Here is a 15,323-nt window from a genome sequence, read left to right as displayed (position 1 = left end):
TTTATTGTTTATTTATTCAGATAGGCACTTAGGCTCCTTTCCACCCTCTTATGAGCTTCCTCCAGTTTTTCTGCTGGCGATCCAAGCGAGATCCGGATAAACCGGTCTCCGTTCTTTCCGAAGATGGCACCCGGTGTAATAAAAACCCTTGCATTGTGCAGTATATTGTCGACAAATGTTTTGCTGTCGGGAGCCTCATCAGGAAGCTTTCCCCATACGAAAAGGCCCACTTGGCGTTTGTCGTAACTGCATTGCAACTGATCCATAATCTTCTCCGCCCATACGCGGCGTTCCGCGTATAACTTGTTCATTCCGGTGTGCCACTCGTCCGTATTTGACAATGCGGCAATAGCCGCCAATTGCATCGGCTTGAACTGCCCACTGTCGATATTACTTTTTGCCCTGAGTACCCATTTTACAAATTGCGGATTGGATGCCAACATCCCCATACGCCACCCCGACATATTATGAGACTTACTCAATGAGTTCAGTTCAATACAGATATCTTTAGCACCAGGAACTGACAAAATACTCATCGGCTTATCATTCAGTATAAAACTATAAGGGTTATCGTGGCAAATAATAATACTATGCTTTTTCCCGAACTCTACCAGTTTTTCGAATAATTCTACCGAAGCATTGGCTCCTGTAGGCATATTGGGATAATTGACCCACATCAGTTTCACATTCGACAGATCCATTTTCTCCAATGCCTCGAAATCGGGTTCCCAATTATTGCCCTCCAACAGATCGTAGGGTATTACATTTGCCCTCAGTAGGCCCGACACGGAACTGTAAGTGGGGTAGCCCGGGTCGGGTACCAAAACACCATCTCCAAAATTGAGGAAGGCCATTGAGATATGTAGTACTCCCTCTTTTGAACCAATCAGCGGTAATATTTCGTCTTCCGCTAATTCCACATGATATATCCTGCCATACCACTGCGCGAAAGCTCTTCTCAACTCGGGAATACCTGTATAGGGCTGATAAGCATGTGTATCTGGGCGCTGGGCTGTTTCACAGAGTGTGCGGATAGTCTCTTCCGACGGCATGCGGTCGGGTGCGCCTACTCCAAGACTGATCACGTCTTTCCCTTCGGCGTTCATGCGGGCCACTTCCGCCAGTTTTACCGAAAAATAGTATTCGGATATCGACTTGATATGTTCGGCTGGTTTTATCATTTTTTTAATTATGAATTATAAGTTATAAATTATGAGTTAGCAATTACTAATTGACTCATTAATTCCATCATCAAATACATTTTCTATCTCCTCGTCTCCCCAATTTCCCCAGTCTTCCCCTTTCCCCTCTTCATGTTCCTCTTTCCCCTTTTCATTCTTCACTCTTCATTCTTCACTGAACTTATGCTTCTCTTCCCTGTATTCTCCCAACACCTTCAGTCTGCTTATCAAAGGCATAATAGCATCTATAGATTGCCGGTAACGATTGTAATCGGTGAAGGTAAGATCAATATAGAATTGATACTCCCATTCTCTTCCAATAATAGGAAGCGACTGGATACGGGTCAGGTTGATATTATAGAATGACAATACAGAAAGTACCTGGGAGAGGCTTCCTTCGTTATGTGGAAGTACAAAAACCAGTGACGATTTATTGATATGGTTTTCTTTCTGTACTTCACGCAGCATTTCGCCTTGTGCCAGGATAAGGAAGCGGGTGAAGTTCCTTTTATTTGTCTCGATACCATGGGCAAGCACTTCCAGGCCATACTTTTCAGCAGCCAATGCGCTGCAGATAGCCGCAGTCGACTCCAGTTGCTTATCCCGGATATCACGTGCAGCCAAAGCCGTATCTTCGTGCTCTACAATTTTTACATTCGATAAAGTATCGAGAAACGCTTCACATTGCATTAAAGCAATAGGATGCGACATCACCTCTTTAATCCCTTCTATCGGCTTGCCGGGAAGTACCACCAATGAATGCGAGATACGCAATTTATGCTCTCCTGCGATCTGCACGTCGCTCATTTTCAGCAGGTCGTGATTTTGCAGCAGGCTTCCGGCAATAGTATTCTCAATCGCCATCAGGCCTATCAAATCAGGGTCTTTTTTTGTTTCAGTGAAGATATCACGAAAAGTGCTGCACGGAACAATCTCCAGTTCTTCATCTTTGAAATATTCGCGGGCTGCAATTTCGTGGAATGAACCTTCTCCCCCTTGAATGGCTATTCGTTTCATCTGATTTATTATTTAAATGAAAAAAGTCCCGTCGTGTAATCGACAGGACTTTATTATTCTGATATGACTTTTAAATTCTTCTCATTCTGCATATAAAATCCTGCCTTTACCTACTAAAGTAAAAGTAAAACCAGAAACCAAATGCAAAAACAGAACCAATCATTGTATTTTTTCTATAAAGCGGATATGACAAAAATATCATATCGATAATGAATGCAAAAGTACTATTTTTTTCTTCTCGACAAACAAAATGAAGAAAAAATGTAGCGAATAATTAAAAAATGTAGGATAAAACCACTATAAAACAGTTGCAAATCTATCAGTTTTCATTATTTTTGCACATTAAAGAGGACCGAGAAGACTAATATTTACAACCATAAACAAATTAATCAATGTTCAAAAATCATCCTAAAGGGTTGCTCGCCGCCTCACTGGCGAACATGGGAGAGCGTTTTGGTTTTTATACCATGATGGCTATCCTCTCACTTTTCTTAATGACGAAGTTTGGTCTTAACGAGACGAATGCCGGAATTATTTACTCAGTCTTTTATGCTTCCATCTATCTGTTAGCGCTGGTAGGCGGTCTTATTGCCGATAAGACCCGGAACTATAAAGGGATCATTCTGCTCGGTCTGCTCCTGATGACACTGGGATATGTGATTATCTCTGTTCCTACGGCCACACCCGTTCCATCGGACAAATTCGGGATTCTGTTGGCTTTAAGTTGTTTTGGACTTCTTATTATCGCGTTTGGTAACGGGATGTTCAAAGGTAATCTCCAGGCGTTGGTGGGGCAGATGTACGATAATCCGCAGTACAGCAAAATGCGTGACTCCGGTTTCCAGTTGTTCTACATGTTTATCAATGTGGGGGCTATCTTCGCGCCCTTCCTTGCCGTCGGTGTAAGGAACTGGTGGGTAGAGAAGAACGGATATCTGTATAATGCCGACCTTCCTACGCTTGCTCACCAATATCTGGGAAATACCATTACATCTGAAGGTGCGGCCCGGTTACAAAGTCTGGCATCGGAAGCCGGATTTGCCGGTACCGACCTTGCGACTTTCAGTAGTGGATATCTGAACGTGTTTACTACCGGGTTCCATTACGCTTTTGCGGTGGCTATCGTGGCGATGCTTGTTTCATTGGTGATATACCTCTTCAATAAGAACAGATTCCCCGATCCCGCCAATAAACAGATCGACAGTGCCAATGCCGCTGTGGAAGAGATGGATATCAAAGAGGTGAAACAGCGCCTTTATGCCCTTTTCGCCGTATTTGCCGTTGTTATTTTCTTTTGGTTCTCGTTTCACCAGAACGGGTTGACTCTCACTTATTTTGCCAAGGATTACACCGACCTGAGCCAGATAAAGCTCAACTTGGGATTTGTCACTTTGCAGGGGGCCGAAATATTCCAGTCTATCAATCCTTTCTTTGTGGTCTTCCTTACTCCCATTATAGTAGGATTTTTCGGATGGCTCAGGGCTAAAGGGAAAGAGCCATCTACCCCCCGTAAGATAGCGATCGGTATGGGAATTGCCGCACTGGCTTATGTGGTTATGGCGATAGGGTCGGTAGGACTTCCCCTTAAATCGGAAGTGGATGCTATGGGTGGGTTGGCCGACTCGGCACGTGTGACTCCCTGGCTGTTGATCGGCACTTATTTTATCCTTACTGTAGCTGAACTCTTTATCAGTCCATTGGGTATCTCTTTCGTGTCGAAAGTCGCTCCCCCGAAATTGCAGGGAATCATGCAGGGAGCCTGGTTAGGTGCAACGGCAATCGGTAACAGTCTGTTGTTTATCGGAGCTATCTTCTATGCCAACATTTCGATGACAGCCACATGGTTGGTATTTGTGTCAGCATGTGTGATCTCGATGTTCACCATGTTGGGCATGCTCAAATGGTTAGAAAGGATCGCAAAATAATCATTATACGATTCCGGTCGGATAGGGGGAAAGTAGTATTGCTTTCCTCCTTTTTTATTTTGAGGAATGATAGAATGCCATCCGGAATACCGTCCACCCTTCCCTGTTGAAGTGAGTCAGCGTGCCCCCATGCAGACGCATAATATATCGTGATACGCTCAGTCCTATTCCGGTACCGGTATGTTTGGTTGTGAAAAAGGGTACAAAAATATTTGGGAGTATATCTTCTGCGATGGGTTGCCCGTTATTGCATACATCCAGGTATATTTTCTCATTCTCTTCCATCAATTCTATCCTGATCTGTCCCTCTTCTCCCGGGATGGCTTCCGAAGCGTTTTTTAAAAGGTTGAGCAACACCTGCATGATCTGGGACTCATCCACCTGTCTCACGGTGGATTCATCGGGTAGATGTAGTGTTACTGATATTCCTTTCTCTTGAAGTACGGCAGCTTCCAGTACTATTGCCCGCTCGATAACGGACTGCAATGAAACGGGGTTTAACTGAGGCTTGGGGATTCCCGTGAAACGGCGATAGGAATTGACAAAACTTATCAAACCCTTAGCCGTGGAATTGATTGTTTGTAGTGCCTCTACGGTATTCTGCATCAAAGAATCCTCTTCATAGGGTTCGTCCTTGCGAAAAGCAAATAGCAACGTGTCGGTCAGAGAAGTGACAGGTGCAATGGAGTTCATGATCTCATGTGTCATTACGCGGATCAACCGTATCCACGAATCCATCTCTTTATAGTCGAGTTCACTGCCGATATTGTTCAGGGTGATGATTTTCAGCCGTCTTCCTTGTAGTATGATCTCCGAAGCCCTGAGGCTCAACTGCATCTCTTCCCGCTCGTTGGCGATTTTAATGGTTTTGGTGTCCGACGAATCCAGATTGCGGAACAGGTCGGGAAAAGACTTATCGATATTCGCCAGTTGATTGATATGTGTGAAAACCGGAAGTCCCAATAGCTGATTGACAGTGCGGTTTATCTGTATTACTACATTCTCTTCGTTCAGGATGATGATGCCGGTGGAGACACTCTCCATGATAACACTTAAGAATTTTTCATTCTCAATCACTAGTGTCCGGTTAAGCGAATAGCGATTTGCTTGTAGGATTGATGAACAAACGGTTTTGAGCGTTTTTTTTATTTTTCGATTTGAAAATATTTTTCATATTTGTCGTAAAAACGCCAGATATGAATGTAGGGAAAACCGTATTTGCTCAATTAATGTCATTCTTCCCGGACTATGAGTTTAATAAATGTGTTACTAAATACAACGGCAACTATAAAGTGCGAAGCTTTACCTGCCGTGAACATTTCCATGTAATGAGTTTTGCCCAACTCACCTACAGGGAAAGTCTCAGGGATATCGAAGCCTGTTTGAAAGCACTTTCAAGTAAATTATACCATAGCGGTATAAAACAGGCAGTCTCAAAATCCACATTGGCAGAGGCTAATGAAAATCGTGACTGGCGCATTTATGCAGACTTTGCGCAAGTCCTGATAAAGGATGCGCGCAAGCTGTATAAAACAGACAACGATTTTTTACTTGACATTGACAACATGGCCTATGCCCTTGACAGCACAACGATAGACCTTTGTCTCTCATTGTTCCCATGGGCGAAGTTCCGCAAAAAGAAAGCAGCCGTAAAGGCTCATGTCCTTTTGGATCTTCGGGGCTCTATCCCGACTATTATTGAAATAACAGACGGGAGTGTGCACGATGTCAATATACTGGACCATATCACAATTGAACCCGGTGCCATCTATATCATGGATCGGGGATATCTTGACCTGGACAGGCTCCATTCCATTCATTGCAAAGGTGCTTTTTTTATTACCCGGGCAAAGGGGAACACTGCGGTGAAGAGGGTTTATAGCCGGCCGGTCGATAAAACCACGGGGCTCAGGTGTGATCAATCCGTAAGGTTTACAGTCTACAACTCGAAGAAAGAATATCCGGAACTGATTCGCAGGATAAAATCCTTGGACCCCGATACCGGAAACACTTACGTATTCCTGACGAATAACTTTGAGTTAGACGCCTTGCTTATAACTCAGTTATACAAAGAACGCTGGAAGATTGAATTGTTTTTCAAATGGATAAAACAACATCTTCGAATTAAAAATTTTTACGGCACGAGCTACAATGCGGTATGTTGCCAGATATGGATTTCCGTCTGTGCATATCTTTTAGTAGCGATCGTAAAGAAGAGGCTCAATCTGGAGCATTCGCTCTACAATTTATTACAGATTTTCAGCCTTACTCTTTTTGAAAAGATGCCTATAAATGAACTATTTACAAAGAGCGATTACAATTTAACAAGTCCGAATGATAATAAACAATTGAATTTGTTTGATTTATAACCGGACACTAGTGCTATACCCAAAAGTTTGAAACATTCGCAACCACTTCCAGGGTAATCACACTGGCATCCTCGCTTTCGATATTTATAGCCATGCTGGGATTAGTGGCGATACATTTATATACGACAGTCCGCAGGACAAAGGAAATAGGGATCCGCAGGATCAACGGGGCAACTTCCGAAGCAATATTCTCTCTATTGACAAGTGATATTGTCAAATGGATCGTGATTGCCGGAATCATAGCTGTCCCTATCATCTATTATATGGCATCAAACATGTTGAACGAATATAGTAATCATACTTCCTTGAGTTGGACAATGTTTGTAATTCCCATATTGATTCAATGCGTCATCGCCATCCTGGCTACATCGGGAGTAACGTTGTGGGCTTTGCAACAAAACCCTGTGAATGCGTTGAAGAAGGAGTAAATTTTCCCACTTCTTTACTTGACTTTGTCCATTTTCTGTCGTCACTCGGCATAGTTCAAGTAAACTTGACTCTGCACTCGTTCCTAAAAAAATTCTAATTTCCAAATAATAACAATAATATAAACTATTTACACTTACAACTATGATTAAGATTAATGATTTGAGAAAAGTATTCCGTACTGAAGAGGTAGAAACCATCGCGTTGAACAATATCGCCATGGAAGTAAAAGAGGGTGAATTTGTAGCCATCATGGGGCCGTCGGGTTGTGGTAAATCCACCCTGCTGAATATTCTCGGTTTGCTGGACAATCCTACGTCAGGAAAATATTGGCTTGATAACAAGGAGGTGGGGCATCTCAAAGAAAAAGAACGCACCCAAACCCGCAAGGGAAAGATTGGCTTCGTGTTCCAGAGCTTCAACCTGATCGAAGAAATGACGGTGTATGAAAACGTGGAATTACCGCTTACCTACCTGAAAGTGAAAACGTCGGAGCGTAAGAGACGGGTAGAGGAAGTGCTCCGCCGGATGAATATCAGCCACCGTTCGGGACATTTCCCCAACCAGCTTTCGGGAGGTCAACAACAGCGTGTAGCCATTGCCCGCGCGGTAATCGCCAACCCCAAGCTAATCCTTGCCGATGAGCCGACCGGTAACCTCGACTCCAAAAACGGGAAGGACGTGATGGATTTGCTCACCGAACTCAACAGGGAAGGCACCACCATCGTGATGGTAACCCACTCGCAACACGATGCCTCTTTCGCACACCGCATTGTCAACCTGTTCGACGGACAAATCGTCACCGAGGTACAGATGTAAAAGCAATTGAGTCGGCAATCAGCGAGACTTTCTTGGGTGAAAGAAGGTCTTTATCCATTTTCAATTTTCAACTGTCAATTTTCAATTATTTAAAATGGTCAACTTAAAAACTTATCTGAAATTCCTTTCGCGCAACAAACTCTACACGTTTGTTTCCATCGTCGGATTTTCCATCTCACTGATGTTCGTTATCATTCTGGGACTATACGTCAAGCAGGAACTATCGATAGATGATTTTCAGGAGAACAAAGACCGTATTTTCCTGATCGCGAACGGCACCGAATCGATGCTGGGAAATCCCGTACCGCAGTTCGTGAAGGACAATTGCCCCGAAGTGGAATCATTCGCACGGGTACTTTCACGCGAAGTAGCGCTTGGAAAAAAGGGGAGTGATAAGGTAAAAGTAAAGGCTTTATTTGCCGACTCTACGTTTTTCCATGTCTTTTCCTTTAAAGTGATCGAAGGCGATCCGGCACGGGTGCTGGAAGCACGTAAAAGTGTGATTGTTACCCGTAGCTTTGCCTCCCAACATTTTGGAGATGAGAATCCCGTCGGCAAGAGCCTCTTTATCGATAATAGCGAACATACCATCACGGGAATAATGGAGAATATACCTGAAAACACCATTATTCCCGATGCGGAAATACTCGTCAATTATAATTCCATCACTCAATACTGGGGCGACTATATACTCGAAACGAATAACAACTTCGGTTTCACGGCCTTCTTTCTCGAAAAAAAGGGTACGGATTTTACATCGAAAGCGCCCGTATTGTTGGATTTGTTCAAAGAGAATTTCTGGTTTTACAAAGAAGGATTTGGGAAATCGGTAAATATCATTCCCCTGAAGGATGCCTATTTTACGCTTACCTATTCAGGTTATGGGGTTTTAAGGCACAACAGTCGGACTACCATTACGGTCTATATGGCAATCGCTATCCTGATATTGGTGATCGCCCTGTTGAACTATATCAACCTCACGGTAGCGCAGGCGGGATTCCGCGGTAAAGAGTCGGCCATAAAAAAACTGCTGGGAAGCAGCAAGAACAAACTGGTTTCCCAACTGCTTGCTGAATCATTGCTGATCACCACCGTCACCTTCCTCGCAGGATTGCTGCTGGCATTTCTTGCCGAACCGTTTTTCAATAACGTACTGGACACCACGCTTAACATGGCGCATCAGTTTACACCATCCATGATCGGAATCTGTATCCTGTTCGTGGTTATTATCTCTTTCCTTGCAGGGATTATTCCCGCCGTTATTATCTCTAATTTTATTCCGCTTGAAGTAGTGAAAGGGACTTTTTCCCGAAAAGTGAAATCATCCTATTCCAAAGTATTGATCATATTTCAATATACAGTGGCGATTGCATTGCTTATATGTGCCATCTTTATTCAACGGCAATCCCAGTTTTTGATCAACTATGATGTAGGTTACAACAAGGAAGGCATCCTGGAAATAAACAATACCGGATTAGATACAACGCAGTTGGATGGTTTTAAAGCAAAACTCTTGGGGATCCCCGGAGTGGAATTGGTCTCCTTCTCATGCGGAACACCCCTCAATGGCGGTAACAACAACTCGTATGAACAGGACGGTGAACAGTTCAGTTTTCAGAAATTTTATGTGGATTCGGCATTTTTCCGGATATACGGTATCACGGTCGAACCAACCGGTATTCCACCTACGAAAGAAACCTGGTGGCTGAGCAAAAAGGCATACAAAGCGGTACATGCAGATCCGGCGACACAAACATTCCGCGTTTGGGGCGGAGAGGAAAAAGCACAGATCCCGGGCATTTTCAATGATTTCAAGATACGCACCCTGGAGCGAGATTACAACCTGTTGCGTATACGCTGGCGAAGAAGTTACGAAACGCCCTGGGTTATTATCGTGAAAATGATGTCGGGAACCGATTACTACGGTACGGCAAAACGCATTGAAAGGGAATATACACAATACACCGGGGGAGAACTGTTCGAAGCCCGGTTTGTAGATGAAGGAATCCAGCAGAATTACGAAAGCGTCCGGAAAACATCATCCATTATGAACGCATTTACGTTACTGACCATTATTATTATGGTGATGGGCGTGTTTGCCATGTCGCTCTACCTGATCCGTCAGAAGGAAAAAGAGATTGCACTGCGAAAGGTCAATGGTGCTACTGAAAAAGAGGTGCTGCTTCTGCTTAACATAGACTCATTAAAAAGGGTAGCTATCGCGTTTGTGGTCGCCTGCCCTGCCGCTTACTACGCCATGACAAAATGGTTCGAGAACTTTCCCTACAAAATCTCACTTTCGTGGTGGGTATTTGTCATTGCCGGATTAGCTGTCCTTTTACTCACACTTATTTCAGTAAGTTATATGACCTGGAAAGCGGCACGGGCCAATCCGGTGGAGTCATTGAAAGGAGAGTAATTTAATGTGCCAATTATTCAATATGGCAATGCAACTAATTAAAAGAGAAATTGAGTTATGACCGTTTCAACTAAAATGCTGACCGTATGGTGAAGAGTGAATAAAAAATATTATCTTTACAACCAGTTATTTGCATATAAAAATGAAACGTCCCGAAATAGTACAGGCGGTAAAAACAATTTTACAGTGCGTGGCGCCCGATGCCGAAGTGATTCTTTACGGCTCGGAGGCCCGGGGTGACGCTCGTGTGGACAGCGATATTGACTTGCTCATTTTGATAAACAAGGATAATTTGACCTATAAGGAAAAAGCGGATATTACAAATCCACTATACGATTTGGAATTACAAGGTGATTGCAGTGTAAGTATCAGTCCTTTAGTATATACCCGAAAGGAGTGGTACAATCGTCCGTTTCGAACACCCTTTTTTATAAACGTAATGAATGAAGGAGTCAGATTGCAATGAAACAACAGCCATTAACCGAGACAGAACGTTGGCAGTTGGTCGACTATCGCCTGCAACGAGCATAAGAAGCTCTGGCTGAAGCTGATAGTCTGATAAAATCCAATTTTTACAATGCAGCAGTAAACAGATTGTATTATGCTTGTTATTATGCTGTTATAGCGCTTTTGATAAAACATAATATTACTGCACAGACTCATAAAGGAGTTAAACAAATGTTCTCACTGCATTTCGCTGCCAACGGGAAAATAGAAAAACGATACTCGATATTCTACGGACGTTTATTTAACGACCGCATAAGCAGTGATTATGATGACTTTGTCCAATACGATGAAGAAATGATTGCAGAATTGCGTCCACAAGCCGAAGAGTTCATCGTAATGGTAAAAAATAAGTTAACGACGGGTACAGAGATAGATACCATCACCCGTTGATAACTTCTGACAATATCTCCACCAACCTTGGCCGATTTTCCGTATTTTTGTCCTATTCAGGAATAAAAATTCGACCAATTATATGCATCCGTTTGTACATCTACATGTTCACTCGCAGTATTCACTGCTCGACGGGCAGGCAAGCATACAACGCCTGATCGACAAAGCCGTGGGAGACGGTATGAAAGCGCTGGCGCTGACCGACCACGGTGCCATGTACGGCATCAAGGAATTCCTCAATTATGCTGCCAGGAAAAATGCTCCGGTAAACGCAGAAATAAAAAAAATAAAGAGCGAGATAAGCGATCTGGAGAAGAAAGGGGAAAGTGGAGAGAAGATCGGGCAACTCCGTCAAAAACTCACCGAGACGGAAAACAAGCTTTTTAAACCGATAGTGGGGTGCGAATGCTACGTGGCACGCCGTAACCGCTACCTGCAGTCGGAGAAGATCGACGGCAGCGGGTGGCACCTGGTCGTGCTTGCCAAGAACCTGCAAGGGTATAAAAACCTTATCAAGATGGTCTCCAAGAGCTGGACCGAAGGGTTTTATTACCGTCCCCGTATCGATAAGGAACTGTTGGAACAATACCACGAAGGACTGATCGTCTCCTCAGCCTGCCTTGGCGGTGAAATCTCCCGGAAAATCGACAGCGGACAGATACAGGAAGCCGAAGAGGCGGTACAGTGGTTCAAAGGCATTTTCGGTGAAGATTACTATATAGAACTCCAACGACATAAGACCGACAGGGTTGATGCCGACCAGGCCACCTACCCCAAACAGGAGAGGGTGAATCAGGAACTGATCCGTATCGCCAGGAAATATGATGTGAAGATAATCGCGACCAACGACGTCCATTTCGTGAATGAAGAAGATGCCGATGCACACGACCGGCTGATCTGTCTGAGTACCGGAAAGGATTTTGATGACCCCAACCGGATGCGATATACCAAGCAGGAGTGGTTAAAAACTACAGCCGAGATGAACCGTATCTTTGCTGATATCCCGGAAGCGTTGACCAACACGCTAGAGGTAGCGGCCAAAATAGAGTCCTACTCCATAGACCACGCTGCACTGATGCCTTTCTATCCTATCGACCCTACATTCGGTACCGAAGAGATTTATAAACAAAAATATTCAGAAAGGGAATTGATCGAAGAATTCGGCGAAGCCAATTTCCATCGCCTGGGAGGCTATGATAAAGTGATTCGTATCAAGTTGGAAGCCGACTATCTTGCATATCTTACTAAAAAAGGTGCTCAAAAAAGATATGGAGATACGCTCTCTCCGGAAGTAGAGGAGCGACTCGAATTCGAATTGGAGACCATCAAGACTATGGGTTTTCCCGGCTACTTCCTGATCGTGCAGGATTTTATCAGTGCGGCCCGGGAAATGGATGTGGCTGTCGGCCCGGGACGTGGATCGGCCGCGGGATCAGCGGTAGCCTACTGTTTAAGGATCACCGATATCGACCCGCTGAAATATAATCTCCTGTTCGAACGTTTCCTGAACCCCGACCGAATTTCGATGCCTGATATCGATATCGATTTCGATGATGAAGGCCGAGGGAAAGTGCTGCGCTGGGTGACGGAAAAATATGGCAGTGAGAAGGTAGCTCATATCATTACCTACGGTACGATGGCGACCAAATCGTCTATCCGGGATGTGGCACGTGTACACAAGTTACCTTTGTCCGAATCGAACCGGCTTGCCAAACTCGTGCCCGATAGGATACCTAACGTCAAAAAAATCAACCTGAAAGCAGCAATCGAGAATGTGCCTGAGCTGCAAGAGGCCGCCCAAAGTAACGATCCGCTGGTAAAAAGCACTCTGAAGTATGCCGGAATGCTCGAGGGGAACGTACGAAGCACGGGCGTGCATGCCTGCGGTGTAATCATCGGCCAGACTGACATCTCTGATGTGGTCCCCATCAGTACGGCAGAAGATAAAGAGACCAAAGAGAAACTGCTGGTAACACAATATGAAGGGTCTGTGATCGAGGAGACAGGATTGATCAAGATGGATTTCCTCGGGCTCAAAACGCTTTCCATTATCAAAGATGCGCTATCCATCATCGAACAAAACCGGGGAATAAAGATAAACATCGATGCCATCGACATGAACGATGAGGCTACTTACAAGCTTTATTGCAACGGACAAACCACCGGTACCTTCCAGTTTGAGTCGGCAGGTATGCAGAAATACCTCAAAGAGTTGCAACCAAGTAAGTTCGAAGACCTGATAGCGATGAATGCCCTCTACCGTCCGGGACCCATGGACTATATACCTTCATTCGTTGCCCGTAAGCACGGCAGGGAGGAGATCGCATACGACATTCCCATCATGGAGAAATACCTGGATGAAACCTATGGGATCACCGTCTATCAGGAGCAGGTGATGCTTCTCTCCCGTCTGCTCGCAGGTTTCACGCGTGGACAATCGGATGAGTTGCGTAAGGCAATGGGAAAAAAGCTGATCGACAAGATGATGGCGCTGAAGGAAAAATTCATTGCGGGAGGTACCAAAAACGGGTATGAGGCCAAAGTGCTCAACAAAATATGGAACGACTGGGAAAAATTTGCTTCTTACGCTTTCAATAAATCTCACGCGACCTGCTACTCGTGGGTAGCATATCAGACAGCGTGGCTCAAAGCCAACTACCCGTCGGAATACATGGCGGCGGTACTCTCCAATAACCTGAACAACATCACTGAAATCACCAAGTTCATGGATGAGTGCATGGCGATGGGTATCAACGTGCTTCCTCCCGACGTGAATGAATCAATGCTGAAATTTTCCGTCAACGATGCAGGTGATGTCCGCTTCGGGCTGGCTGCTATCAAGAGCGTGGGACAAAACGCGGTAAACGATATCATTGCAGAACGCACTAAAAACGGTCGTTATAAAGATATTTTCGATTTTGTGGAACGTGTAAACCTCTCTTCCTGTAATAAAAAAAATATAGAGGCGCTGGCAATGGCAGGGGCATTCGATTCTTTTCCGGGCATACAGAGGGAACAGTTCGCAGCACAAAACAGCAAGGGAGAAGAATTCCTGGAAACCCTCATCCGTTACGGCAATAAATACCAACAGGACAAGATTGAAGCAATGAATTCACTCTTCGGCGACGATACCTCTTTCCAGATAGCTCGTCCCGAAATTCCCCAGGCTGCACGATGGTCGGATCTGGAAAGGCTGAACAAAGAACGGGAACTGATTGGTATCTATTTATCGGCACACCCGTTAGATGAATATGAGTTTATTCTCAAGTATGTATGTAATGCCGACACACAGCAATTACAGGATCTCGATTCGCTCAATGGGAAAGATATCACCTTTGGTGGTATCGTCACAGCAGTACGCGAGGGACAAACCAAAAGAGGCTCGCCTTACACTATCTTCAAACTGGAAGATTATGCCGGTAAGTATGAGATCGCTCTTTTCAGCGAAGACAGTGTAAACTTCGGCAGATACGCACGTATCGGACTCTCTATCTATATTGAGGGAAAAGTACAACCCAGACGTTACCGGGAGGGAGAGATGGAAGTAAAAATATCCTCCATCTCCCTGTTATCCGAAGTGAAAGACAAGCTGGTGTCGAAGATCACTCTGCAAATTCCTCTTTCAGAAATAGATGACACCTCCGTGGCTGAATTATCGGCACTTGTGAAAAACAATTCCGGAAATTCATTGTTATATTTCCAAATTATTGGTGAAGAACCGCACATGAGAATTCAGCTGTTTTCACGGCCAGCTAAAATTCAAGTAAATAAAAGGTTCATCGATTACTTAAAGAATAATTTATCTATCGACTTTAAAATCAACTAATAAATAATAACAAAAAAGACAAATTATGGCGCTTCAAATTACAGATGCAACCCTTGACTCAGTATTGGATACAGACAAGCTGGTGGTCATAGATTTCTGGGCTGAATGGTGCGGTCCCTGCAAAATGATCGGACCCATCATCGAAGAGATCGGAGAAGAGTACAAGGATAAAGTGGTAGTAGGCAAACTGAATGTGGATGAGAATGATGAAACAACCGGCAAATACGGAATCCGCAATATCCCTACCGTACTTTTCATTAAAAACGGTAAAGTGGTAGACAAACTGGTAGGTGCAGGCCCCAAAACCCTTTTCACTGAGAAAATCGATAAGTTAGTATAAATAACCTATTTATATTATTAAAAAAATATCCCGGCATAAATTGTTGGGATTTTTGTATGTCGGGCATGGTATTAAGCTTGCAGGATGTAAGTTCCTGTATGTGC

The 15,323-nt window shown here is 44.2% G+C and carries 13 protein-coding genes; 9 read left to right on the top strand and 4 right to left on the bottom strand.

Going from position 1 to position 15,323, the window contains the following annotated elements; all coding sequences use genetic code 11:
• Positions 1-8 precede the first annotated feature (8 nt).
• Genes U2P89_RS02475 through U2P89_RS02465 form a run of 3 tightly spaced genes read right to left on the bottom strand, consistent with a single transcriptional unit; the run spans position 9 to position 2,198 of the window.
• Positions 9-1,181, bottom strand: coding sequence for a pyridoxal phosphate-dependent aminotransferase (locus U2P89_RS02475; RefSeq protein ID WP_092026447.1), 1,173 nt, complete (start codon positions 1,179-1,181; stop codon positions 9-11).
• Between the two features lie 36 nt (positions 1,182-1,217).
• Positions 1,218-1,343, bottom strand: coding sequence for a hypothetical protein (locus U2P89_RS02470; protein WP_322190531.1), 126 nt, complete (start codon positions 1,341-1,343; stop codon positions 1,218-1,220).
• 3 nt (positions 1,344-1,346) lie between these two features.
• Entirely contained in the window at positions 1,347-2,198 is an 852-nt protein-coding gene (locus U2P89_RS02465) for a prephenate dehydratase (protein ID WP_092026450.1), read from the bottom strand.
• Between the two features lie 392 nt (positions 2,199-2,590).
• Here U2P89_RS02465 and U2P89_RS02460 point away from each other — a divergent pair, with 392 nt between their 5' ends.
• Complete coding sequence (locus U2P89_RS02460; protein ID WP_322190530.1) at positions 2,591-4,123, top strand: peptide MFS transporter; 1,533 nt, start codon at positions 2,591-2,593, stop codon at positions 4,121-4,123.
• Positions 4,124-4,177: 54 nt separating this feature from the next.
• On the opposite strand, the gene U2P89_RS02455 is transcribed toward U2P89_RS02460, so the two are convergent.
• Positions 4,178-5,200, bottom strand: coding sequence for a sensor histidine kinase (locus tag U2P89_RS02455; protein WP_313379721.1), 1,023 nt, complete (start codon positions 5,198-5,200; stop codon positions 4,178-4,180).
• A 119-nt stretch (positions 5,201-5,319) separates the two neighbouring features.
• Between U2P89_RS02455 and U2P89_RS02450 the strand changes: the two genes are divergently transcribed.
• The 8 genes from U2P89_RS02450 to trxA all read left to right on the top strand — a co-directional run bounded on the left by U2P89_RS02450 (position 5,320) and on the right by trxA (position 15,219).
• Positions 5,320-6,492 (top strand): IS4 family transposase, encoded by a 1,173-nt coding sequence (locus U2P89_RS02450; RefSeq protein WP_322190529.1) that lies wholly within the window; start codon positions 5,320-5,322, stop codon positions 6,490-6,492.
• Between the two features lie 56 nt (positions 6,493-6,548).
• On the top strand, positions 6,549-6,920 hold the full coding sequence (locus U2P89_RS02445; protein ID WP_322190583.1) for an ABC transporter permease: 372 nt from the start codon (positions 6,549-6,551) through the stop codon (positions 6,918-6,920).
• Positions 6,921-7,062: 142 nt separating this feature from the next.
• Entirely contained in the window at positions 7,063-7,737 is a 675-nt protein-coding gene (locus U2P89_RS02440) for an ABC transporter ATP-binding protein (protein ID WP_322190528.1), read from the top strand.
• Positions 7,738-7,831: 94 nt separating this feature from the next.
• The gene (locus U2P89_RS02435; protein ID WP_322190527.1) at positions 7,832-10,156 is read left to right on the top strand and encodes an ABC transporter permease; all 2,325 of its coding nucleotides are present in this window, start codon (positions 7,832-7,834) and stop codon (positions 10,154-10,156) included.
• 142 nt (positions 10,157-10,298) lie between these two features.
• Complete coding sequence (locus tag U2P89_RS02430; protein WP_313379724.1) at positions 10,299-10,622, top strand: nucleotidyltransferase domain-containing protein; 324 nt, start codon at positions 10,299-10,301, stop codon at positions 10,620-10,622.
• 71 nt (positions 10,623-10,693) lie between these two features.
• Positions 10,694-11,053 carry a HEPN domain-containing protein gene (locus tag U2P89_RS02425; RefSeq protein ID WP_313379999.1) on the top strand — a complete coding sequence of 120 codons (360 nt, stop codon included), beginning with the start codon at positions 10,694-10,696 and terminating at the stop codon, positions 11,051-11,053.
• Between the two features lie 82 nt (positions 11,054-11,135).
• Positions 11,136-14,879, top strand: a complete 3,744-nt coding sequence (gene dnaE, locus U2P89_RS02420; RefSeq protein WP_322190526.1) for a DNA polymerase III subunit alpha — start codon at positions 11,136-11,138, stop codon at positions 14,877-14,879.
• Positions 14,880-14,904: 25 nt separating this feature from the next.
• The gene (trxA, locus tag U2P89_RS02415) at positions 14,905-15,219 is read left to right on the top strand and encodes a thioredoxin (protein ID WP_019538335.1); all 315 of its coding nucleotides are present in this window, start codon (positions 14,905-14,907) and stop codon (positions 15,217-15,219) included.
• The last annotated feature ends 104 nt before the right edge of the window (positions 15,220-15,323 follow it).

The sequence above is a fragment of the Proteiniphilum sp. genome, assembly GCF_034331125.1.
In the GTDB taxonomy this organism is placed as follows: Bacteria; Bacteroidota; Bacteroidia; order Bacteroidales; family Dysgonomonadaceae; genus Proteiniphilum; species Proteiniphilum saccharofermentans.
This window is presented reverse-complemented; position numbering and strand designations above follow the sequence as displayed.